Here is a 19,316-nt window from a genome sequence, read left to right as displayed (position 1 = left end):
CCGCCGACATCAGGCTCGCCGCCCGCTGCCTCGAGCGCGGCGCGCGGGTGTTGGGTCCCACCGGCAAGCCTTTCACCGAGAGCGGCATCGGCATGGCGCTGGCGATGCGCGACCTCAACGAATATTTACGCGACAGCGGCGAGATCCGCGGCGGCGGGCCCAGCTTCTCGAAGAAGGATCGCTCGCGCTTCCTCGAGGCGCTGGATCAGACGATCCAGTCCCTCAAGCGCGAGCAGCAAAAGAGCCCCGGTCCGTAAGCCCCAGCCCGCAACGCGCTATTTCAGGCAGACCGCCTCGATATTGTTGCCGTCGGGGTCGATCATGAAAGCCGCGTAATAGGTCGGGCTGTAGTCGGGGCGTGGGCCCGGCTTGCCATTGTCGCGGCCGCCGGCCTTCATGCCTTCCTTGTAGAAACGATCGACCGCGGCGTGATCGGCCGCGCTAAGGGCGACGTGCGTGCCGCCGCTTTTTCCGCTGTCGGCCCGCTGGAGCCACAAGGCCGGCGCATCGGGCGGTCCGAAGCCGGCGCCCGACGCGTCTTGCGAGACGAGGCCGTAACCCAGCGGCGTCAATGCTGCCTTGTAGAAACGGGCGCTGGCCTCGACGTCCTTCACCTTCAATCCGACATGGTCATACATGATGTCCTCCATCGATGGAGGATCATTCTAGAAGGCTCGCCGTCATCCGTTCTTGGAGAAACTTGCGATCGCCCTTCGCCGCCTTGCGGAACCGGCGCGGCGAGAAGCCGGCCGCGCGATGGAAGCTGCGCACGAAGTTCGAGAGGTCGGCGAACCCGACCTCATAGGCGATCTCGGTGATCGGGCGCGAGCCCTCCACCAGCAGCCTCGCGGCGCGGCGCAGCCGCGACCGGACCAGATATTGATGCGGCGTCACGCCCAGCACGCGGCGGAACAGCCGCAGGAAATGGAACGCGCTCAAGCCCGCTTCGGCGGCCGCATCGTCGAGGTCGATCGCTTCATGCGCATGCGCCTCGATCCAGAGCGCCGCCTCGACGGCGCGACGGCGGTCGCGTGGGCTCGCCTGTGGCGAAGCGGGACTTTGCCCGGAAACGATCGCGGCCGCCCGGCCCACCAGCGCCATGCCGGCTTCGGCGAGGCCCACATCGCTGCGGCCCTCGGCGGCGGCCTGCGCCACCTCGCCCAGCAGCATCAGCTCGGGCAAGGGCGGCAGGGCGCCCAGATGCCAGAGGCCGGCCCCGGCCGGCGCCATCGCTTCGACCAGCGCCGGCGCCAGATCGAAGGCCAGGCATTCGTCGCCATGCACATGATCGTGGGTGCAGACATATTCGACGCCGGGGCGGCCGATCAGGATCGAGCCAGCGATCAGCTCATGCGAGCGGCCGCGCGCGCGATAGCCGAAGCTGCCTTTGCGCAAGTAAGCGACGCTATAGCCGCCATGGCATTCGGCGAAGGGCCGATCGCCCGGGCCCGCCGTGCAACGATAGTCGATGGCCCCGATCGAGGGGCCCTGCAGCAGGGTTTTGATCAGCATGGCGAGGGAATTCTAGCGCCGCCGTGCGGGCCGCGCCATCGCCGGCAGGCTGTCGAACAGCGTGGGGGCGCTCCCCAGCTTCGCGCCCTCGATGGTGAGCATGCGCAGCTTGGTCTCGACGCCGCCATTGGCCGAGAAGCCGCCGACCTTGCCATTGGCGCCCATCACCCGATGACAGGGCACGATGATCGCGAAGGGATTCTGGCCGAGCGCCTGCCCGACATCGCGCGCCAGCAGGCGGTCGCCGAGCTCGGTCGCGATCTCGCCATAGCTGCGGGTCCGGCCCGGCGGGATCCGGCGCGCGACTTCATAGACCTGGCGGTTGAAGTCCGGCACCGCTGCCATGTCGAGGGCGATATCGGTCAGATCGTTCGCCTCGCCCTCGAGCAGCGCCACGATCGCCGCGATCGCCTGCAGGATCTCCGGTGGCGCTGCCGCGGCTTCCTCGAGACCCGGATGACGCCGGCGCAGCCGCGCGCGGGTGGCCCCGTCGTTCGCTTCGGGCAGCTGCAACGCCACGACGCCCTGTGGACTCCAGGCGATGGCGCAACGGCCGATGGCCGTGTCGAACAGGATATAGCTCTGCCTCGTCATGATGGCCGCCAGTCTAGCGCCGGCGCCTGATCCGGACTTGCCGAATCTTGCTAATCGGCCGCGGGCAACCGCAGGGCCAGGATGAAAGCCGCGGAGGCCGCCAGCGCCGCCACCGTGCGGACATGGTTCCAGTTCGTCCATTCGGCGACATAGCGGATCCAGAGCGACCCGGCCTCGCCGCTGTTCGGATCGAGGCCCGCCAGCGCATCGTTGCGCGGCACATTGAAGACCATCGTCACCAGCACCGTGCCGACCAGATAAAGCAGCCCGCCGCCCAGCAGATAGATCGCGCGCGGCTCGCCCCAGCCCGCGATCGCGGCCACCCCGAGCGCCAGGCAGGCGAGCGCCGTGCCGAACATCGCGCCCATGAAAAGGGGGTTGATCACCACGATATTGATCGACTGCATCGCGGCGATGCCCTGCGCCGCCGGCAGCCGCGCCAGCGCGCCCATGACGAAGGTCGAAAAGGCGAAGAAGGTGCCGGCGACCAGGCCGGAACCGAGGGCCGAGAGGAAGATCAGGCCCGTGATCAGCCGGTCGGTCATGGGTGTCTCCAGATATGAGGAAATCTCACATTTACAAATGTGATAAACTCTCATATTTTGAGAGTCAAGTGACGTCGCTTCGCTGGTTCTAAGAATCCGCGAAGCGACGTCACCCCGGGCCCGGGGGCCGGAGTGACTAAAGAGGGGGATCGAAAGGCTCGCATGTCGTCTGCCGCTCCCATCGCAGAACCCTCCCCTCTCCGCCGCGCGCCCACGCAGCAGCGGAGCCGCGCGCGGGTGGAGCGGATCCTCGCCGCCGCGACCGAGCTCATCGCGGCGCAAGGCAGCGACGCGATGCGCATGGGGGAGCTGGCCGAGAAGGCCGGCATCTCGATCGGCTCGCTCTATCAATATTTCCCGGACAAGGGTGCCATCATCCGCAGGCTGGCCGAGCGCTACAACACGCAAGGCCGCGCTTGCATCGAGGCGGGCCTCGCAGACGTGCGCGACATCGCGAGTTTCCGCACCGCCTTCGGCGGGCTGATCGACACCTACTACGCGATCTTCCTGGCCGAGCCGGTGATGCGCGACATCTGGTCGGGGACGCAGGCCGACAAGGGCTTGCGCGACATCGAGCTTGCGGACAGCCGTGCCAATGGCGCGGTGCTGGCGGCGACATTGGCGCGGCTCGATCCCGGCGCCGATCGCGAGCAGCTCGACTCCAAAGCCTTCCTCGTCATGCAGCTCGGCGAAGCGACCATGCGCCTCGCCATCTCCGTCGAGCGCGCCGAAGGCGACCGGCTGGTGGCGAGCTACAAGCGAATGGTCATGCGGGAGCTCGCTCCTGGCTAGGGAGAAAATCCTGTATAATCACGTCAATCGAAGAACGGGCGGGAGAGGTCATCCTCGATAATGACGAGAGCCGGATCGCGCCCGGCCAGTGCCGTCAGGCCGCCCAAAGGACAAGCCCGCGACCATGTTTCCTCCTGAGCGCATCGTCTGCCTGACCGAGGAGACCGTGGAGACGCTCTATCTCCTCGGCGAGCAGGACCGCATCGTCGGCATTTCCGGCTATGTCGTGCGCCCGCCCGAGGCGCGACGCGACAAGCCGCGCGTCTCCGCCTTCACCTCGGCGAAGATCGACAAGATCCTGGTGCTGAAGCCGGACCTGGTGCTGACCTTCTCCGACCTCCAGGCGGAGATCGCCGCCGAGCTCATCAGGCGGGGCGTCGCGGTCCATGGCTTCAACCAGCGCAACGTCGCCGGGATCCTCACCATGATCCGCATGCTGGGCGCGATGGTGGGCGCCGCCGACAAGGCCAACCGGCTGGCCGACACGCTGACCGAGCGGCTCGCGGCCATCCAGCGCGAAGGCGAGCGCAGTCTCTCGCGGCCACGCGTCTATTTCGAGGAATGGGACGAGCCGATGATCTCCGGCATCGGCTGGGTCTCGGAGCTGATCGGCATCGCGGGCGGCGTCGATGTCTTCGCCGATCGCGCGCGGAAGGCCGCTGCCAAGGATCGCATCGTCACCTCGGATGCTGTCATCGCCGCGGCGCCCGACATCATCCTTGCCTCCTGGTGCGGCAAGAAGGTCGCAAAGGCGAAGATCAGGGAACGGCCGGGTTGGAACACGATCCCCGCTATCGCCGGGGGCCGCATCCACGAGATCAAATCCTCGATCATCCTGCAGCCGGGTCCGGCGGCCCTGACCGACGGAATCGACGCGATCCTGGCGGCCCTGCGGCGTCCCTCCTGACAGGGAACCGGATCGAAACCTCTGCCGCTGCTCGGCCCGATCGTAGTAGTCTTAAGGGCAGGGGTTGCCTCTCATCCGAGACGGGACATCGCGATGTCGGACATTTCCGCCGGCAGTTGCTGGCGCGGCGTCATGCTTGGGCTTGGCTTGGCGGGCCTCGTTACCATCGGCGTACGCGCCGACGACGTGGCGCTCAATCAGCAGAACCAGCAGATTCAGCAGGTCCTCGAATCGCGATGCCTGCAGCAGGGCAAGCTCGGCCAGACACCCGACCAGGTGAAAGCCAATTGCGGATGCCTGGCGAAGGTCGGCACGAAGCATCTGCAGCCGGCCTGGCGCAAGGCGCTCCTCGAGGGAAGCTCCGAGCAGGGCATCGGACCGCCGATGGATGATCAGGTCCAGTTCCAGATCGACGCGTTGCGGACCTGTCCCGCGATCGCGCCCTATCAGCCGGGGGCCTCGAGCCAGTAAGGTCCCGTCCGCCAGCCGCCGCGGGCTGCGCGCCCCGCGAACAGGCTTGCTGCAGCTGACCGCCCAAGCCCTGGGTTGCTGCTCACTCCGGAATCGGGATCGCCGATGAGAACACATCGTCGGGATCGTATCGCCGCTTGAGCTCCCGCAACCGGGAGCCATTGGCCCCATAGGCGGCGGCCAGCTGCTCGCGATTCTCGGCCGTGAGGAAATTGGGATAGCCGCCCGGCAAGGCCAGGGGCGCCAGGTTCGACGAGAGATCCTGGGCCCATTGCCGGTGCCGGGCGCCGTCTTCGGCGTCCGCAGGCTCCCAGGCGGCGATGATCTCGATCATGTAATGCGCGCGCCGTTCCCCGAACGCCGTGGCGCCCGGCGGAATCCGGGTGCCGGCCCCGTGGAAGTGATGCAGGGCGATGAGCGTATGGGGCGAGGTCCGCGCCGCGCCCGCCGCGACCACCAACCCCACGACGTCCGGCGTGAGATCGGCCAGCCAATGCGTGCGCAGAGCGTAGTGGCGGCCATTCACGATATGCGTGTCATAGAGCGCGAGAAGGTCGGACGGACTCATGGGGCCGATCCGGCTCACGATCGGCGTGCCGAGGCAGGTCAATCGATCCATGATCTCCCCGCCCATCCCGGGCTCGCCGCTCCAGATCGGCCCGAGAAAGACCAGCGGGCTGCCGTCTGGTGCTGGAACCAAACCCGCCAGCACCGAGAGCTCATCCGGGGCCGACGACATCAGCTTCGCATGGCCACGCAGCACCGTTTTCGCCTCGGACCAGGGAAACAGCATCAGGCCGGCGAGGAGCTCGCTGACGGGATGCAGGCGCAGGCGCATCGACGTGACCACGCCAAAATTGCCGCCGCCGCCGCGAAGAGCCCAGAACAGGTCGGCGTTCTTCGTGGCATCGGCGATGACGAGCCGGCCGTCGGCGAGAACGATCTCGGCGCCGAGCAGATTGTCCAGCGCCAATCCGAAGCGCGTCGTCAGCGGGCCATAGCCGCCGCCCAGCAACAATCCCGCCATACCGACGGCGCCGACATTGCCGGTCACGGCGGCGAGGTCGTAGCGGCCGGCCGCGGCGCTCACATCCGCGGCCGTCGCCCCACCGGCCACGCGCGCGACCTTGGCGGTCGCATCGACCGTCACCTGGCGCAGGGCCGAGAGGTCGAGGACGAGACCGTCATGCCGCAAGGCGCGACCGGCCCAGTCATGGCCGCCCCCGCGAACGGAGAGCGGCATCCGATGGGCCTGGGCGGCAATCACCGCCAACTGCACGTCGGCGACGGTCTGGCAGCGGATCACCAGCGCCGGCTCGTGAGCGACGGCGCCGTTCCACACCGCGCGCGCCTTGGCAAATTCCTGGTCGCCCCAGCTGAGCACGACGGCTCCGCCTCGCGTCAGAGAGTCCCGGAGATCCGCAATCTTGGCGGCCTCGGTCATGCAAAACTTCACATTCATGCTGATCCCCATGATCTGCTGTTGAAAGAAACCCGCGGTCGGCTGCGCGCCGCCGCGGATGGCGGTGCCGCGCGTTATGGCGAAGAGACGAGCCGTTTCGCGGCCATCGGCATCGGCCGGAGGCGTTGGCGCGCCAAGGCGCCCAAACCGATGACCAGGCTGAGCGCGTCTGCCGCCGCGACGGGCGATGCGATCAAAAGGTCATGGGCGAGCCAGAACGGGCCGCCGGCGAGAACGATGACGCGAAAAAGGTTGACGTTGGTCTGCACCCGACCGACGGCCACCAGCACCATGCCGGCGGTCGCAAGCGCCGAAACCAATCCCTGCCAGGTCGCGATGCTGGCGGCGACCATGACGACGGCCAGCGCATAGCCGATCCATTGCAGCCGCGGCCGCGTGCCGAGGAAAAGACACACCGCGATCTGGGTGGCGCCCAACGCGTTCATGACGGCCGCCGTGACGACGCCGATCAATGCGTAATGCAGGACCAGCAGGGTCAGGGCGCCGAATTGGATCGTCAGCATGGTGCTGCGCGACTGGAACGCGGGCCAGGCGATCAAGCCGGCCATGGCCAGCAAGCCGCAGATCCAGGCGCCGTCCCCCATCGGAACAGGGTCCAACATGATCACCACTCCCCATCATTGAGGGGCGCGATTCGTGAACCAAGCGCGGTGTCGACGCGATGGAGGCCGATATCCCGCAATTGCCGGTCATTCATGCGGAGCTGGACATGATGGTCGCGTCCGGTGCGGTAGAGCTCCGCGATGGCGCGACCCATCGCCGCCAGCATTGCGCGCGCATGAAAGCCGCGGGATCGGCGGCGAAACACGGCGATCGAGACGCCGTCGGCACGGTAGAGCGATTGCTTCTCCTGAAATTCCATCGTCTGGCCCTCCGGAGCTGTTGGGGTCCGCAAGAGGCGACCTCGAGGTCGTGCCCTTGTTGTCGGGACGCAGATTTCCGGAGACGCGCTGCTCGATGATTTCAGGAAGGAGAGAAGCGGTTACCTCTGTAGCCGAAGCCCATAGGACTGCGATCTGTCACAAAAGAGACCGAAATCCCAAGTAACGGCAGCGGGGCATAAGAAAAACTCGGGCCGGCAGCGTGCTGCCGACCGGTCCGAGGGGAAATTCCGACTCTTTGTTCGATGCGCGGCTCGAGCACTGACGTTGGCGTCAGCGCTCGAGCTGGGGCGAGATTCCCGGCGCGGCCTAGACGTAGCCGCCGGAAGCGGTGATCCGCTCACCCGTCAGCCAAGCGGAATTGTCGGAGGCGAGGAACACCGCGACGCGCGCGATGTCGTCCGGTTGGCCGAGGCGTCCGAGCGGCGTCGCCGCGACCATCTGTTTCTGGAAATCGCTGCCGATCAGACCGATGCGGTGAACGCCTTCAGTCTCGACACCGCCGGGCGCGATCGCATTCACGCGGATCTTGCGCGATCCCAGCTCCTTCGCCAGCCCTCGCGTGACGGAATCAAGCGCACTCTTGGTCGCCGAATAGATCACCGAGTTCGCTACCGGGTTGGTGCTGGCGACGGAGCTGATATTAATGACGCTGCCGCCCTCGGGGCCGAAATGCTTCAGCGATTCCTGGATCGCCAGGATCGAGCCCAGGACGTTGATGTTGAACTCGCGGTGGAACTCGCTCTCGGTGACCTTCTCCAACGGATCGAACTCGAAGACGCCGGCATTGTTCACCAGCACGTCCAGCGATCCGAAGGCCTTCTTCGTCTCGTCGAACAAGCGCCTCACATCGGCCGCCTTGGACACGTCGCCCTGCACCGCAATGGCCTTGCCGCCCTTGCCTTTGATTGCGGCCACCACGCGGTCGGCGCCCTCCCGGCTCGAGGCGTAATTCACCACGACGGAAGCCCCCGCCTCCCCCAGGCTCTTCGCGATCCCGGCGCCGATGCCCTTCGAGGCCCCGGTCACGATGGCCACCTTCCCTGTCAGCTCACTCATTTCGAATTCTCCTGGTTTTCCAAATGTCGATTCGACATTTAGACAACCATCTAAGTATTGGATCTGCGATGTCAAGCCGGTGCGGCGGTGTCAGACGTCAGATTTTTGCGAGGCGATCCAGATAGGCGCGCAACACGTCCCGTTGCAACACCAGGTTCATGAACTTGCCGTCACGAACGATCCCGACCAGGCCCGCCGTCTCCAGCTCCTTGATATGATGAGAGAGCGTGGCGGCGGCGATGTCGTGCATCTGGTGCAGCGTGCCGCAGGGCGTGGGTTCCGCGCGGGCGCCGATTTGCTGCAGGATCTGATAGCGCCGCGGTTCGGCGAGCGCGCGGGAGATCCTGGCGAACTGTTTCTCGGTCAGGCGGGTTGTCATCGCGTCAGCGTAAGCTCGTTGGGAATCGAATGTCGAGAACCGCAGATATGGGGCGATATCCGGGTTTTCCCAGCGGCCGGACCACCCGGCCGGCAGGTTGCGCCCTTGCGGAGACCCGGCCTAGGATCGAGATCGAGATAAGGCGAGGATTCGGAGGGCGAGGGCCGCCATGTTGCAGACCAGGGCGATCGCGCGCAGCAGCAAGCCAGAATTTTACCGGGATCTCTGCGAGCAGCTGACGGCGCTGCTCGCGGGCGAGCCCGACCGGATCGCCAATGCGGCGAACACGGCGGCCCTGCTCTTCGACGCGATGCCGGATGTCAACTGGGCCGGGTTCTATTTCCTGCAGGGCGACCGCGAGCTCGTGCTCGGGCCCTTCCAGGGCAAGCCGGCCTGCGTGCGCATTGCGGTGGGCAAGGGCGTCTGCGGCACGGCGGTCGCCCGCGCGCAGTCGGTGCTGGTCGAAGACGTCCATGAGTTCCCCGGCCATATCGCCTGCGACGCCGCCTCGCGCTCGGAACTCGTCGTGCCCCTCGCGAGCAATGGCGTCATTCGCGGCGTGCTCGACATCGACAGCCCGCTGCCGGGGCGCTTCGATGCCGACGACCAGGCCGGGGTGGAACGGATCGCCGCCATCTACATGTCGGCCAGCGACTGGTGAAGAGCGGGGACGAAGCCCCTCGCGACGAAGGTGGCGAATGCATGTAGCGACCCTGTTGGCGGGCGAGATGTTCGAGGTCGAGATCGAGGGCCGGCCCGCCTCGATCGCGGACGCACTGCCGGACTGGAACCTGCATGATCGCTTCGGTCTCGTGATCGACGAATCCCTGGGCGGCGTCGGCGCCACCCACCTTCTGCAGATCGCGATCACCTCCTTCTACGACATCAAGCCCAGCCGGCGCCGGGAGCTCAAGATCTATCCGGAGATCTATGCCTTCCATATCGGCAAGGGGCATGGCGCGCATGCGCCTTACGATTTCTGGCCGGCGCGGCGCGAGGTCATGCTGTCGACCGATCACCGCGAGATCCTCGATGCGATCAACGACCGCGGCATCACCCGGCTGGCGGTTCCCGATCGCGCGCCCCGCGACATCCAGCATCGCCCGAAGGAAGAAGATGCGGCGCTGGACCGGATCGTCTCGGCCTTCGCCTATCACCCTTCCGGGCGCGTTGCGAACCCGGATATCCGGATCGCGGGCAAGGACAAGCGCACCGAATATAATCCGGGCCGCGTCCTGCGGCCGGTCTACGCGGCCACGCCGCGTCCTGCCGCCGCAGCGCCGAAGCGCCTCGTCAAGGAGACCGATCCCTCCTATGTGAACTGGCTGCGCGAGCGCGACAACGATGTCACCGAGGAAGAACGCGCGTTCGCCGAACGGCGGCGCGAAAGCCTGAAGCGGGACGGCGTCGTTACCGAATCCTATCGCCGCATCGCCGTTTCGGAGGCGCTGAAGAGGCTGGCGTCGACGGACTGAGGGAGATCGGGAGAAGCCGGCGCCGAGGCCAAACGGCCGGTTGGTGCCCCCCGTCGGAATCGAACCGACATGCCATTGCTGGCGCGGGATTTTGAGTCCCGTGCGTCTACCAGTTCCGCCAGAGGGGCTTAACCGCTGCCGAACGGCGCGCATCATACCCAGCGCGCGGGCCAAGGCAACCTCAACCGGCCGCGTGACCATGAGAGGGCAGATTTGGCCAGTCTTGCCGGGGATTAGCGCCCCTGCTACAGGAGCGGGCACCTTTCCTAAGGCCGGAACCCCGCCCCATGCTGCGTCGCCTCTATGACTGGACCATGGGGCTTGCCTCGCGGCCCAACGCCCTCGCGGTCCTGGGGCTCGTCTCCTTCGCCGAGAGCTCGTTCTTTCCGATCCCGCCCGACGCCATGATCGTGCCGATGGTGCTGGCGCGCCCCGACCGCGCCTGGCGCATCGCGCTGGTCGCGACCATCGCCTCGGTCTTGGGGGGCATCCTCGGCTACGCGATCGGTTATTACCTGTTCGAGACGCTGGGCCAGTCGCTGATCCAGCTTTACGGCTATCAGGACAAGTTCGAGGCCTTCAAGCGGGCCTATGGCGAATGGGGCCTCTGGATCATCCTCATCAAGGGATTGACGCCGATCCCCTATAAGCTCGTCACCATCGCGAGCGGCGCGGCGGCGTTCGATTTCCCCGTCTTTGTGCTGGCCTCGATCGTCACGCGGGGTTTGCGTTTCTTCATCGTCGCGGCCCTGCTGCGCCGCTTCGGCGAGCCGATCCGCGACTTTGTCGAACGCCGCCTCACGCTGGTGGCCACGGCTTTTCTCCTGGCGATCGTTGGCGGTTTCCTGATCGTGCGCTATGTCATCTGACGAGAGTCGATTTCCGACGTGAGCAATGATGGCCGCCCCTGACTCTGTTCTGGAGGAGGAACCATGCCAGCCAACGCCAGCCTGACCTTGAAGCGCCGGCTCAAAGCATCGCCCGCGAAGGTCTATCAAGCCTGGACCGACCCGAAGATGATGATCCATTGGTGGTCGCCGGCGGAATTCGAGACGCTCATCACCGAGGCCGATGCGCGTGTCGGCGGGCGCTTCCGTGTGCTGATGCGCGGGCCCGACGGCGTCGAGTATGACGTGAGCGGCGTCTATCGCGAGCTGGTGCGCAACGAGAAGCTGGTCTTCAGCTGGGCCTGGAAGCCCACGCCCGACGAAGTGTCGCGGGTGACGGTCACGCTCAAGCGCGACGGCGACGGCACGCTCTTGACCTTGACCCATGACCAGTTCGTCGACGATGCCACGCGCGACAGTCACACCGACGGCTGGAGCGGCGCGCTCGACAAGCTCGAACGTCTCGTCGCCTGAGAGGGATTCTTTTCCACAGCTCACCGGTGAAAGCGCGGATAGAAAGACGCCTTCTTGTCATAAAGCGGGTGCGTCGGCGGCGTTCCTGGTCGTTCGCCAAAGGATCCTGCGCCCAATTGCCTCTAGGCGGCCGGGACGAGGCCCGCTAGGCTCCCCGCCGATGCTCAGTCTGCGCTCGCTCACCCCGGCCCGTGCCGCCACGCTCGTTCTCCTGGGCGCGTTGCTGCCACTTCTCGTGGCGCTGGCCTCGCAATATTGGGGCGGGCTTTCGCCCTGCGAACTCTGTCTCGATCAGCGCTGGGCGCTGGTGGCGGCGGGCATCCTGGCGATCCCCGGCATCTTCCTCGAGACCAAGCCCCGCGCGGCGCGGCTGTTTCTCTATCTGGCCGGGGCCGCGGCCCTCGTCGGCGCGGGCATCGCCATCTTCCATGTCGGCGTCGAGCAGCATTGGTGGGAGGGAACCTCCGCCTGCACCACCAAGATCAAGGCCGGCATGAGCGCCGCCGATTTCGAGGCCGCGATCCTCGCCGCTCCCGTGGTGCGTTGCGACGAGATCGCCTGGTCGCTGTTCGGCATCTCGATGGCGGGCTACAATATCCTCTATTCGGGCGCGCTCGGCGCCTTCTCCCTCTGGCAGGCCCGCCGCATCTGAGCGGCGCGACCTGGCTTTATGAGTCTCGGCATGAGCATCGATCAGCCCGATCGGCCCGGCGACCAGGAAGCGAGCGACGCCTATAGCGAGCCGCGCCGTCAGCGGCTGCCGGGCGATCTCGAGCCCGAGGCGCTGCTCGATCGCATCATCCGCGTCGATCAGGCGGGCGAATATGGTGCCAAGCGAATCTATGAAGGCCAGATGGCGGTGCTGGGTCCCGACCCGCAGCTGAAGCATATGGCCGAGCAGGAGCGCCGCCACTTGCAGCGCTTCGACGAGCTCATGGTCGAGCGCCGCGCGCGTCCCACGCTGCTGCAGCCGCTCTGGCATGTGGCGGGTTTCGCGCTGGGCGCCGCCACCGCCATGCTCGGCCGCGAGGCGGCGATGGCCTGCACCGTCGCCGTCGAGGAAGTGATCGACGGGCATTATCGCCAGCAGCTCGCCAAGCTGCCGCCGGAAGAAGCGCCGCTCAAGGCGGACATCGAGAGCTTTCGCAAGGAAGAGCTCGAGCATCGCGCGACGGCACTGGCGGAAGGTGCCGAGCGCGCGCCCGCCTATCCGGCCCTGACCGCCGCGGTAAAGACCGGATCGCGCCTCGCGATCTGGCTGGCGGAGCGGATCTAGGCTTCGGCCGCCAAAAGACAAACACGGTTCGTCGTGCTTCGTCATGCCGGCCCCCGTGTCGGGCCTTAAGCCCGCACGAGGACAGGCTCCGGCCGGCGTCCATGAACACGGACCGCGCCCAATCCTGCTCGGTGGGTGTTCATGAGATCCTGGCCGGAGTTTAGCTTCGCGCGGGCCTACGGCCCGACGCGGGGGCCAGGATGACAGGGGAGGCGAGGTTTTCGACCCGCCTCTTTTCTCGTACCGCCCCATCGCCTTTGCCAGCACTCCACCGCGCTTGACAGACGTTATGATATAACATTACCGTCTGCGCTGCGCGGGGATCGGCAGGGGCCACCCGCCGGCGACTCATTCGGGGCCGAGGAGAAAGCATCATGAGAAAATTCGCGCTGGCACTGGCCGCCGCCCTCTTCACCCTCATGCCCGGGACGAGTTTCGCGGGCGCTTCGATCAAGGTCGTGGCGGCGGAGAATTTCTATGCCGACATCGCGCAGCAGATCGGCGGGCCCGAGGTCGAGGTCGTCAGCATCCTCAACAACCCGAACCAGGATCCGCATGACTTCGAGGCGAGCCCCTCGACGGCCCGCCAGATCGCGGATGCCGAGCTGGTCGTCTATAGCGGCGCCGATTACGACCCCTGGGTGAAGTCGCTGCTCGCGGCCTCGCCCTCCGATCACCGCAAGGTCATCGTCGCGGCCGACCTGGTCCATCGCGTCTCCGGCGACAACCCGCATATCTGGTACGACCCGCAAACCATGCCGGCGGTGGCGGCGGCCCTGGCGGCCGAGTTCTCCAGCCGCGATCCTGCCCACAAGGCCGACTACGAGGCGCGCCTCGCGGCCTTCGACGCCTCGCTGCAGCCCATGCTGCAGAAGATCGCCGAGATGAAGCAGAAACATGCGGGCGACGCGGTCACCGCGACCGAGCCGGTGTTCGGCTACATGATCGACGCGCTCGGCTATGACATGCGCAACCAGAGCTTCCAGATCTCGGTCATGAACGACACCGAGCCCAGCGCCTCCGATTTCGCGGCATTCCAGGAGGATCTGAAGACCCGCAAGGTGAAGGTCCTGATCTATAACGATCAGGTGACCGACGACATGACCGAGAAGCTGAAGGAGCTGGCACAGCAATCGGGTGTCGGGATCATCGGCGTCACTGAGACCCTGCCGGCCGGCATGACCTATCAGAGCTGGATGATGGATGAATTGACCCGCCTCGATAAGGCGATGTCGGGACCCGCGTCATGAATCGTTAGATCATCTTGAGCGCGATCCATCTCGATCACGTCACGATCGGGCTCGGCGGACGGAAGATCCTCACCGACATCAGCCTGACGATCGACCAGGGCGAATTCATCGGCCTGCTGGGGCCCAACGGCGCCGGCAAGACGAGCCTGATGCGCGCGCTCTTGGGATTGATTCGCCCGACCCAGGGCACGATCCGTGTGCTGGGCGAGCCCGCGCGGCGCGGCAATCCCGCCATCGGCTATCTGCCGCAGATGCATCGCGCCGTCGCGGGCTTGCGGCTCAGCGGCTGGAACTTCGTCGCGAGCGCCGTCGATGGCCATCGCTGGGGCCTACCCTGGAGCGGCCCTGAGCTGCAGCGCGAGGTGGGCTGGGCGCTCGAGGCCGTCGGCGCCGGCGATCTCGCCCCCCGTGCGCTCGCCGACCTTTCCGGCGGCGAACGCCAGCGCCTGCTGCTGGCGCAATGCCTGCTGGGCCGGCCGCGCCTGCTGCTGCTCGACGAGCCCCTGATCAGCCTCGATCCGCATCACCAGCAGCATGTGCTGGAGCTGGTGCGAAAGCTGCAGCGTGAGCTCGACATCACCGTCCTCTTCAGCGCGCATGAGATCAATCCGCTCCTGGATGTAATCGACCGCGTGCTCTATCTGGGCCAGGGCCACGCGGCGCTCGGCAGCGTGGAGAAGGTCATCACCGGCCCGGTCCTGTCGCGACTCTATGGGTCTGAGATCGAGGTGATCCGCCTCGGCAGCCGGATCTTCGTCATGGCCAACGGGCATGACCTCGAACATGCGGAGCATCGGCACGATGCTCACCTATGATTTCATGCGCAACGCCTTCGCCGCGAGCGGCATCGTCGCGCTCGTGGCGGGGACGGTGGGCTATTTCCTGGTGCTGCGCGGCCAGACCTTCGCCGGCCATGCGCTGTCGCATGTGGGCTTCGCCGGCGCCACCGGCGCCATCCTGATCGGGATCCCGGCGCTCTGGGGCATGGTCGGCTTCACCGTCGCCGCCGGGCTCGCCATGGGCATGCTGGGCGAGCGCTTGAGCGGGCGCGACGTCGCCATCGGCATCGTGCTGTCGCTCTCGATGGGCCTGGGGCTGCTGTTCCTGCACTACTACACCGCCTATGCCACGCAGGTGACGAACCTGCTGTTCGGCAATGTTCTGGGCGTCAGTCACGAAACTCTCTGGGACCTGGTGGCGCTGGGGCTGGTCAGCCTCGCCGCCCTGGCCGCGATCGCGCGGCCGCTGCTCTTCGCCAGCCTCCAGCCCGACATGGCCGAGGCCAAGGGCGTCTCGCTGCAGCTGGTGTCGCTGCTCTTCCTCGGCATCGTGGCGCTCACAGTCGCCGCCTGCACCCAGATCGTCGGCGTGCTGCTGGTCTTCACGCTCATGGTGGGGCCGGCCGCGGCGGCCATGCGGCTGACCGTGCGTCTGAGGATGGGCGTGGCGTTGGCGGCGCTGCTGGCGCTGACCGAGGCCTGGGGCGGTGTCACGCTGGCTTACTACAGCGATTGGCCGGTGAGCTTCTGCATCACCGCCCTCAGCGCCGCGGTCTATTTCGCGTCGCTGCTGCGCCGTTAGAAACCCGCGCCGGGATCGAGGATCGCGCCACTCAGCAGCAGCAGCCCGATCAGCGTGATCAAAGCGGGGCCCAGCAGCGACAGGGCCACGGAAGCGCCGCCGCCCGCCGCGATGCGCGAGGTGACCTGGTGATGCGCGACGACGCTGGCGATGCCGAGCGCCGCCAGGGTCATTCCCATCCCGATCGCGATGGCGAGCGCCATCAGCACACCCATCAGCACGATGCCGTTGGTGAAGGCGAAAACCAGGATCAGGATCGCACCCGAGCAGGGGATGAAGCCCGCGGCGACCGCCAGCAAGCGCTGCTCGGCGCGCCGAATCATACCCGCCTTGGCGACGGCCGCATGGTCATGGTCGTGATCATGGCCATGGCCATGGTCGTGATCATGGTCCTGCCCATGATCATGGTGGCAATGGGCATGGCCGCCGCGATTGCGGATCGCCGAGACCAGCATGAAGAGCCCGATCGCCAGGATCGCCGCGTAGCTGACGAAGCGCAGCCAGGTCACTTCCTCGACCGGCGTCACATAGCTGTTCGAGAGGATGATATGCACGATCAGCACGATGACGATGGCACCGACCACATGGCTGAGCGCGATCCATCCCGCCATCGCGACTCCGCGGCCGATGCTGCCGCCGCGCCCCAGGAAATAGCCGACGATGACGGTCTTGCCATGGCCCGGCCCCAGCGCATGGAACACGCCATAGAGGAAGGCGATCGAAAGCCCGGCCCAGATCACGCCCATGCCCTGGCCGTCGCGCACCGCGATGAGGCGCCGGTTGATCTCGCGGTTGATGTCGCGCTGGGTCTTGATGATGAAGCCTTCGACGCGATGGAGAAATCCTTCGCTCTCAGACGCCGCCTCGTCGCCCGGGGCGGAGGGTGCCGCGGCGGCGCTGTCGGAGGCCGCCGGCGCGCTGCTGCCCAACAGCGGATTGTCCTGCGCCGAGGCGGTCAACGGCATCCCCAGCAGAATGACGGCGAGCAGCATCGCCAGGAGCGCCGCCATCGGCCGCCACGAACCTCCGCTCATTTGCATGTCAGCTTGATCTGTTCGGGAATGACATAGCCGCCGTAATAGGCGTTCTTCTTGTCCATCGTCACGACCGGCGCGCAGGAGAACTCCTTGAGGCCCTCGATCTTGATCGGATTGTCCTTGGCGAGCAGCACCTCGACGAAATAGGTGCGGTCATTGATCTCGACCGCGAAGTCCTGCTTCAGGGGATCGACCGGCTTGGGCAGCGTGATCAGGAAATCGAACGTCACCAGCTTGTCTTTCGCGCTGGCATGGAAATCCGTGGGCTTGATCTTGCCCAGATCCTTGCGATCGACCCAGACATAGGTGAAGTAGCGATACTGATCCATGTTGGGCATCGTCCCCTCCGCGACCCCGTCGCTCTCCGCCTTGCTGAGGCGGCCATCGCCATCCTTGTCGAAATCCCCCAACAGCTCGTCGCTGAAGATCTCGTCGAACACCCAGTTTTCGCGGAAGCCGACGATCTTGCCGCCGGCGAAGAGGAAGGTGACGCGGTTGTCGATGAAGACATGGGGATGCGCCCAGGCGATCGAGGGCAGGCCCAGGCCGAGCAGAAGGGTGAGGGCCGGAACCGCCCGGCGCGCGAGCCCGGCAGGGAACGGGCGGCGCAATTCAGGAGCTGGCGTCGGCAGTGACGGTGATGCTGCAGCCGCAGAGCGGACAGACCACGACTTCTTGCGCGTCGGCGGGCTTCAGGCCGTGGGCGATCTCGCCCTGGAGCAGGGCCCGGGTGTCGGCGATGAGCTGCAGATGGTCGATGCCCGGGGCCGCGGTCGGCTGGCAGGCCAGCCCATAAGCCTTGGAGACCGGCGCCGTCATCGGCTCGATCGAGAAGGCCCGCGCGGCGCGCGCGCCAAGGCCGACACCCACGCTCCCCAGCGCCACGCCGGCCAGAAGCTGGCGGCGGGTCAAGATCGCCTTCATGGCTTGCATCGGCTCCATCCCAAGATGAGCTTTGAGTCTAACGCCGCGATCACGCGGCCGCAAAGCAGGCGGACATTAATAAGCAGCCATCCGCGAGACCGGGCGGACGAGCCGCCGCTCAGGCCGATTCCAGCTCGCTGTCCCAGTAGAGGAAGTCGCGCCAGCTATGGTGCAGATAATTGGGCGGGAAAGCCCGGCCATTTTCCTGCAGCTCGAAGGTGGTCGGCTGGTAGGGTCTGGTCACGGGGAACATCTCCGCCTGCTTCGGCAGGCGGTTGCCCTTGAGCAGGTTGCAGTGCTGGCAGGCGGCGACGACATTGTCCCAGGTGGTGCGGCCGCCGCGCGAGCGCGGGATCACATGGTCGAAGGTCAGGTCGTGGGCCGCCTGATGCTCGCCGCAATATTGGCAGCTGAACCGGTCGCGCAGGAACACGTTGAACCGCGTGAAAGCGGGCCGGCGCGCCAGCGGGATGAATTCCTTGAGCGAGATGACGCTCGGCAGCCGCATCTCGAAACTCGGGCTGCGCACCACCTGCTCATATTCGGAGATGATGTTGACGCGGTCGAGGAACACGGCCTTGACCGTTTCCTGCCAAGGCCACAGCGACAACGGGAAATAGCTCAACGGCCGGAAGTCGGCGTTGAGAACCAGGGCCGGGCAACTGTCAGGCGATGCGAACACCGAACCACCCTTGATCAGGCCAGCTCGAGGGAGCTGCCTACCACAAGAAGTAAGGGAGCAGCGCAAAAAACTCAAGATGTAGCGTGGCTTGGGGCCTCAGCCTGTCATGTCGCTGTCATCCGAATGACCTAACCCTTTGCCGCGGCAGCCTGTCCGGAGAGAACCCGGGCCAGGAACGCGCCGCCCTTGGCGAGCCCATCGGGGTCGATCGCATGGGGCAGGCCCGGCCGGCGCTCGGTCGTGACCGGGACCTTGAGCGCGGTCAGGGTCGCGGCCGCCGCGGCCATGGAGGCGAAGGGCACCACCGGGTCGGCGTCACCATGGATCAGCAGCACCGGGGGTCGCGACCGGATCTCGGCCGCGAGCTGCTCCGGCCCGATCAGACGGCCGGAATAGCCGACGATGCCGCCGACCGCCTTGTCGCGGCGCGGGGCCACATGGAGCGCCATCATCGTGCCTTGCGAGAAACCGACCAGCGCCATCCGCTCCGCGGGCACCGCGAAATGCGCCAGCGCGATATCGAGGAATCGATCGAGGATGCCAGCCGCTTCCTGCACACCCGCATAGATCGCGGCATTGTCGCGGCCCTCGAAACCGAACCACTGCCGGCCATAGGGCGAGGCCTCGCAAGGAAACGGGGCATGGGGCGAGATGAAGGCCGCGTCCGGCAACAGCCGCGCCCAATGCGGCGCCAGCTCGATCAGGTCGTTGCCATCGGCGCCATAGCCATGCAGCAGCACCACGAGCTGTTGCGGCGCACCGCCCGAAACCGGCGCGACGACGGGGCCGTCGAGATCCACGGAACTGTTCATGGCGGGCACTGCTCCCTCATGGCCAATGCGAAGCCGCCTTGGTAGCGCAATCGCGCGCCGCGAACCAGCGAGGGTGTGCGAAGACCCTCCCCCTACCCCCTCCCCTTGCGGGCTATGGCATTCACACATCTCATCCGAGCGCGCCAACGGACAAGAAAAAGATGAGTCATTTCAAAGGTCGCATCAAAGCAGGACGTTCAAGTCTTCCCATGCTGAGGCAACCGTAAGGCCTTGATGCAGAGTCGATTTTTGAGATGTGTGAATCCGATAGCCCTTGCGGGAGGGGGTAGGGGGA

27 protein-coding genes and 1 tRNA gene are annotated in these 19,316 nt (G+C 66.3%); 13 read left to right on the top strand and 15 right to left on the bottom strand.

All coding sequences use genetic code 11. From position 1 onward, the window contains the following. On the top strand, positions 1-257 hold a 257-nt coding region (locus tag ACREE8_RS00445; RefSeq protein ID WP_431570999.1), incomplete at its 5' end, for a DUF188 domain-containing protein. Between the two features lie 18 nt (positions 258-275). Here the strand turns inward: ACREE8_RS00445 and ACREE8_RS00440 are convergent. The 4 genes from ACREE8_RS00440 to ACREE8_RS00425 are packed head-to-tail and all read right to left on the bottom strand — an operon-like array spanning position 276 to position 2,651. Further along, the gene (locus tag ACREE8_RS00440; protein WP_431570998.1) at positions 276-650 is read right to left on the bottom strand and encodes a VOC family protein; all 375 of its coding nucleotides are present in this window, start codon (positions 648-650) and stop codon (positions 276-278) included. Between the two features lie 10 nt (positions 651-660). Continuing rightward, positions 661-1,512: a helix-turn-helix domain-containing protein gene (locus ACREE8_RS00435; protein WP_431570997.1), complete on the bottom strand. Its 852-nt coding sequence runs from the start codon at positions 1,510-1,512 to the stop codon at positions 661-663. 12 nt (positions 1,513-1,524) lie between these two features. Then, positions 1,525-2,106 (bottom strand): methylated-DNA--[protein]-cysteine S-methyltransferase, encoded by a 582-nt coding sequence (locus ACREE8_RS00430; protein ID WP_431570996.1) that lies wholly within the window; start codon positions 2,104-2,106, stop codon positions 1,525-1,527. A gap of 50 nt (positions 2,107-2,156) precedes the next feature. Continuing rightward, complete coding sequence (locus tag ACREE8_RS00425) at positions 2,157-2,651, bottom strand: DUF1772 domain-containing protein (protein ID WP_431570995.1); 495 nt, start codon at positions 2,649-2,651, stop codon at positions 2,157-2,159. A gap of 237 nt (positions 2,652-2,888) precedes the next feature. Between ACREE8_RS00425 and ACREE8_RS00420 the strand changes: the two genes are divergently transcribed. The 3 genes from ACREE8_RS00420 (at position 2,889) to ACREE8_RS00410 (ending at position 4,821) form a co-directional block, all read left to right on the top strand. After that, a complete protein-coding gene (locus tag ACREE8_RS00420; RefSeq protein ID WP_431570994.1) occupies positions 2,889-3,443 on the top strand; it encodes a TetR/AcrR family transcriptional regulator in 555 nt (184 codons plus the stop codon). Between the two features lie 124 nt (positions 3,444-3,567). Next, positions 3,568-4,350, top strand: coding sequence for a cobalamin-binding protein (locus ACREE8_RS00415; protein ID WP_431570993.1), 783 nt, complete (start codon positions 3,568-3,570; stop codon positions 4,348-4,350). Between the two features lie 93 nt (positions 4,351-4,443). After that, positions 4,444-4,821, top strand: coding sequence for a hypothetical protein (locus tag ACREE8_RS00410; RefSeq protein ID WP_431570992.1), 378 nt, complete (start codon positions 4,444-4,446; stop codon positions 4,819-4,821). 82 nt (positions 4,822-4,903) lie between these two features. On the opposite strand, the gene ACREE8_RS00405 is transcribed toward ACREE8_RS00410, so the two are convergent. The 5 genes from ACREE8_RS00405 to ACREE8_RS00385 all read right to left on the bottom strand — a co-directional run bounded on the left by ACREE8_RS00405 (position 4,904) and on the right by ACREE8_RS00385 (position 8,623). Next, positions 4,904-6,283, bottom strand: a complete 1,380-nt coding sequence (locus ACREE8_RS00405) for an FAD-binding oxidoreductase (protein ID WP_431570991.1) — start codon at positions 6,281-6,283, stop codon at positions 4,904-4,906. A gap of 74 nt (positions 6,284-6,357) precedes the next feature. Next, entirely contained in the window at positions 6,358-6,906 is a 549-nt protein-coding gene (locus tag ACREE8_RS00400; protein WP_431570990.1) for a YgjV family protein, read from the bottom strand. A 2-nt stretch (positions 6,907-6,908) separates the two neighbouring features. Next, entirely contained in the window at positions 6,909-7,166 is a 258-nt protein-coding gene (locus ACREE8_RS00395; protein WP_431570989.1) for a hypothetical protein, read from the bottom strand. 328 nt (positions 7,167-7,494) lie between these two features. Then, positions 7,495-8,244, bottom strand: coding sequence for an SDR family NAD(P)-dependent oxidoreductase (locus tag ACREE8_RS00390; protein WP_431570988.1), 750 nt, complete (start codon positions 8,242-8,244; stop codon positions 7,495-7,497). Positions 8,245-8,341: 97 nt separating this feature from the next. Then, a complete protein-coding gene (locus ACREE8_RS00385; protein WP_431570987.1) occupies positions 8,342-8,623 on the bottom strand; it encodes an ArsR/SmtB family transcription factor in 282 nt (93 codons plus the stop codon). Between the two features lie 169 nt (positions 8,624-8,792). Between ACREE8_RS00385 and ACREE8_RS00380 the strand changes: the two genes are divergently transcribed. Together ACREE8_RS00380 and ACREE8_RS00375 are read left to right on the top strand one after the other, a co-directional pair. Continuing rightward, positions 8,793-9,284, top strand: coding sequence for a GAF domain-containing protein (locus ACREE8_RS00380; protein WP_431570986.1), 492 nt, complete (start codon positions 8,793-8,795; stop codon positions 9,282-9,284). A 37-nt stretch (positions 9,285-9,321) separates the two neighbouring features. After that, positions 9,322-10,098 carry a hypothetical protein gene (locus ACREE8_RS00375; protein ID WP_431570985.1) on the top strand — a complete coding sequence of 259 codons (777 nt, stop codon included), beginning with the start codon at positions 9,322-9,324 and terminating at the stop codon, positions 10,096-10,098. A 41-nt stretch (positions 10,099-10,139) separates the two neighbouring features. Here the strand turns inward: ACREE8_RS00375 and ACREE8_RS00370 are convergent. Continuing rightward, positions 10,140-10,226: transfer RNA gene (locus ACREE8_RS00370), tRNA-Leu, on the bottom strand. Between the two features lie 159 nt (positions 10,227-10,385). Between ACREE8_RS00370 and ACREE8_RS00365 the strand changes: the two genes are divergently transcribed. The 7 genes from ACREE8_RS00365 to ACREE8_RS00335 all read left to right on the top strand — a co-directional run bounded on the left by ACREE8_RS00365 (position 10,386) and on the right by ACREE8_RS00335 (position 15,566). Further along, positions 10,386-10,967 carry a YqaA family protein gene (locus ACREE8_RS00365; protein WP_431570984.1) on the top strand — a complete coding sequence of 194 codons (582 nt, stop codon included), beginning with the start codon at positions 10,386-10,388 and terminating at the stop codon, positions 10,965-10,967. Positions 10,968-11,030: 63 nt separating this feature from the next. After that, positions 11,031-11,459: an SRPBCC family protein gene (locus ACREE8_RS00360; protein ID WP_431570983.1), complete on the top strand. Its 429-nt coding sequence runs from the start codon at positions 11,031-11,033 to the stop codon at positions 11,457-11,459. 160 nt (positions 11,460-11,619) lie between these two features. Beyond that, entirely contained in the window at positions 11,620-12,111 is a 492-nt protein-coding gene (locus ACREE8_RS00355) for a disulfide bond formation protein B (RefSeq protein ID WP_431570982.1), read from the top strand. A 30-nt stretch (positions 12,112-12,141) separates the two neighbouring features. Next, positions 12,142-12,735 carry a demethoxyubiquinone hydroxylase family protein gene (locus ACREE8_RS00350; RefSeq protein WP_431570981.1) on the top strand — a complete coding sequence of 198 codons (594 nt, stop codon included), beginning with the start codon at positions 12,142-12,144 and terminating at the stop codon, positions 12,733-12,735. A gap of 374 nt (positions 12,736-13,109) precedes the next feature. Next, on the top strand, positions 13,110-13,985 hold the full coding sequence (locus ACREE8_RS00345) for a metal ABC transporter solute-binding protein, Zn/Mn family (protein WP_431570980.1): 876 nt from the start codon (positions 13,110-13,112) through the stop codon (positions 13,983-13,985). 14 nt (positions 13,986-13,999) lie between these two features. Next, positions 14,000-14,800, top strand: coding sequence for a metal ABC transporter ATP-binding protein (locus ACREE8_RS00340; protein WP_431570979.1), 801 nt, complete (start codon positions 14,000-14,002; stop codon positions 14,798-14,800). Then, positions 14,757-15,566 (top strand): metal ABC transporter permease, encoded by an 810-nt coding sequence (locus ACREE8_RS00335; RefSeq protein ID WP_431570978.1) that lies wholly within the window; start codon positions 14,757-14,759, stop codon positions 15,564-15,566. The genes ACREE8_RS00340 and ACREE8_RS00335 overlap by 44 nt, the downstream gene beginning before the upstream one ends. On the opposite strand, the gene ACREE8_RS00330 is transcribed toward ACREE8_RS00335, so the two are convergent. The 5 genes from ACREE8_RS00330 to ACREE8_RS00310 all read right to left on the bottom strand — a co-directional run bounded on the left by ACREE8_RS00330 (position 15,563) and on the right by ACREE8_RS00310 (position 19,021). Further along, entirely contained in the window at positions 15,563-16,600 is a 1,038-nt protein-coding gene (locus tag ACREE8_RS00330; protein ID WP_431570977.1) for a nickel/cobalt transporter, read from the bottom strand. The genes ACREE8_RS00335 and ACREE8_RS00330 overlap by 4 nt on opposite strands. After that, positions 16,597-17,214 (bottom strand): DUF1007 family protein, encoded by a 618-nt coding sequence (locus tag ACREE8_RS00325; RefSeq protein ID WP_431570976.1) that lies wholly within the window; start codon positions 17,212-17,214, stop codon positions 16,597-16,599. The genes ACREE8_RS00330 and ACREE8_RS00325 overlap by 4 nt, the downstream gene beginning before the upstream one ends. A gap of 1 nt (position 17,215) precedes the next feature. Next, positions 17,216-17,527 carry a hypothetical protein gene (locus ACREE8_RS00320; RefSeq protein ID WP_431570975.1) on the bottom strand — a complete coding sequence of 104 codons (312 nt, stop codon included), beginning with the start codon at positions 17,525-17,527 and terminating at the stop codon, positions 17,216-17,218. Between the two features lie 118 nt (positions 17,528-17,645). Beyond that, entirely contained in the window at positions 17,646-18,209 is a 564-nt protein-coding gene (locus ACREE8_RS00315; protein ID WP_431570974.1) for an HNH endonuclease, read from the bottom strand. A 128-nt stretch (positions 18,210-18,337) separates the two neighbouring features. Next, positions 18,338-19,021: an alpha/beta hydrolase gene (locus ACREE8_RS00310; RefSeq protein ID WP_431570973.1), complete on the bottom strand. Its 684-nt coding sequence runs from the start codon at positions 19,019-19,021 to the stop codon at positions 18,338-18,340. Positions 19,022-19,316 lie beyond the last annotated feature (295 nt).

The organism is Hypericibacter sp. (genome assembly GCF_050729195.1).
In the GTDB taxonomy this organism is placed as follows: Bacteria; Pseudomonadota; Alphaproteobacteria; order Dongiales; family Dongiaceae; genus Hypericibacter.
The sequence above is the reverse complement of the archived record's forward strand: the minus strand, read 5'-3'. Positions and strand labels throughout refer to the sequence as shown.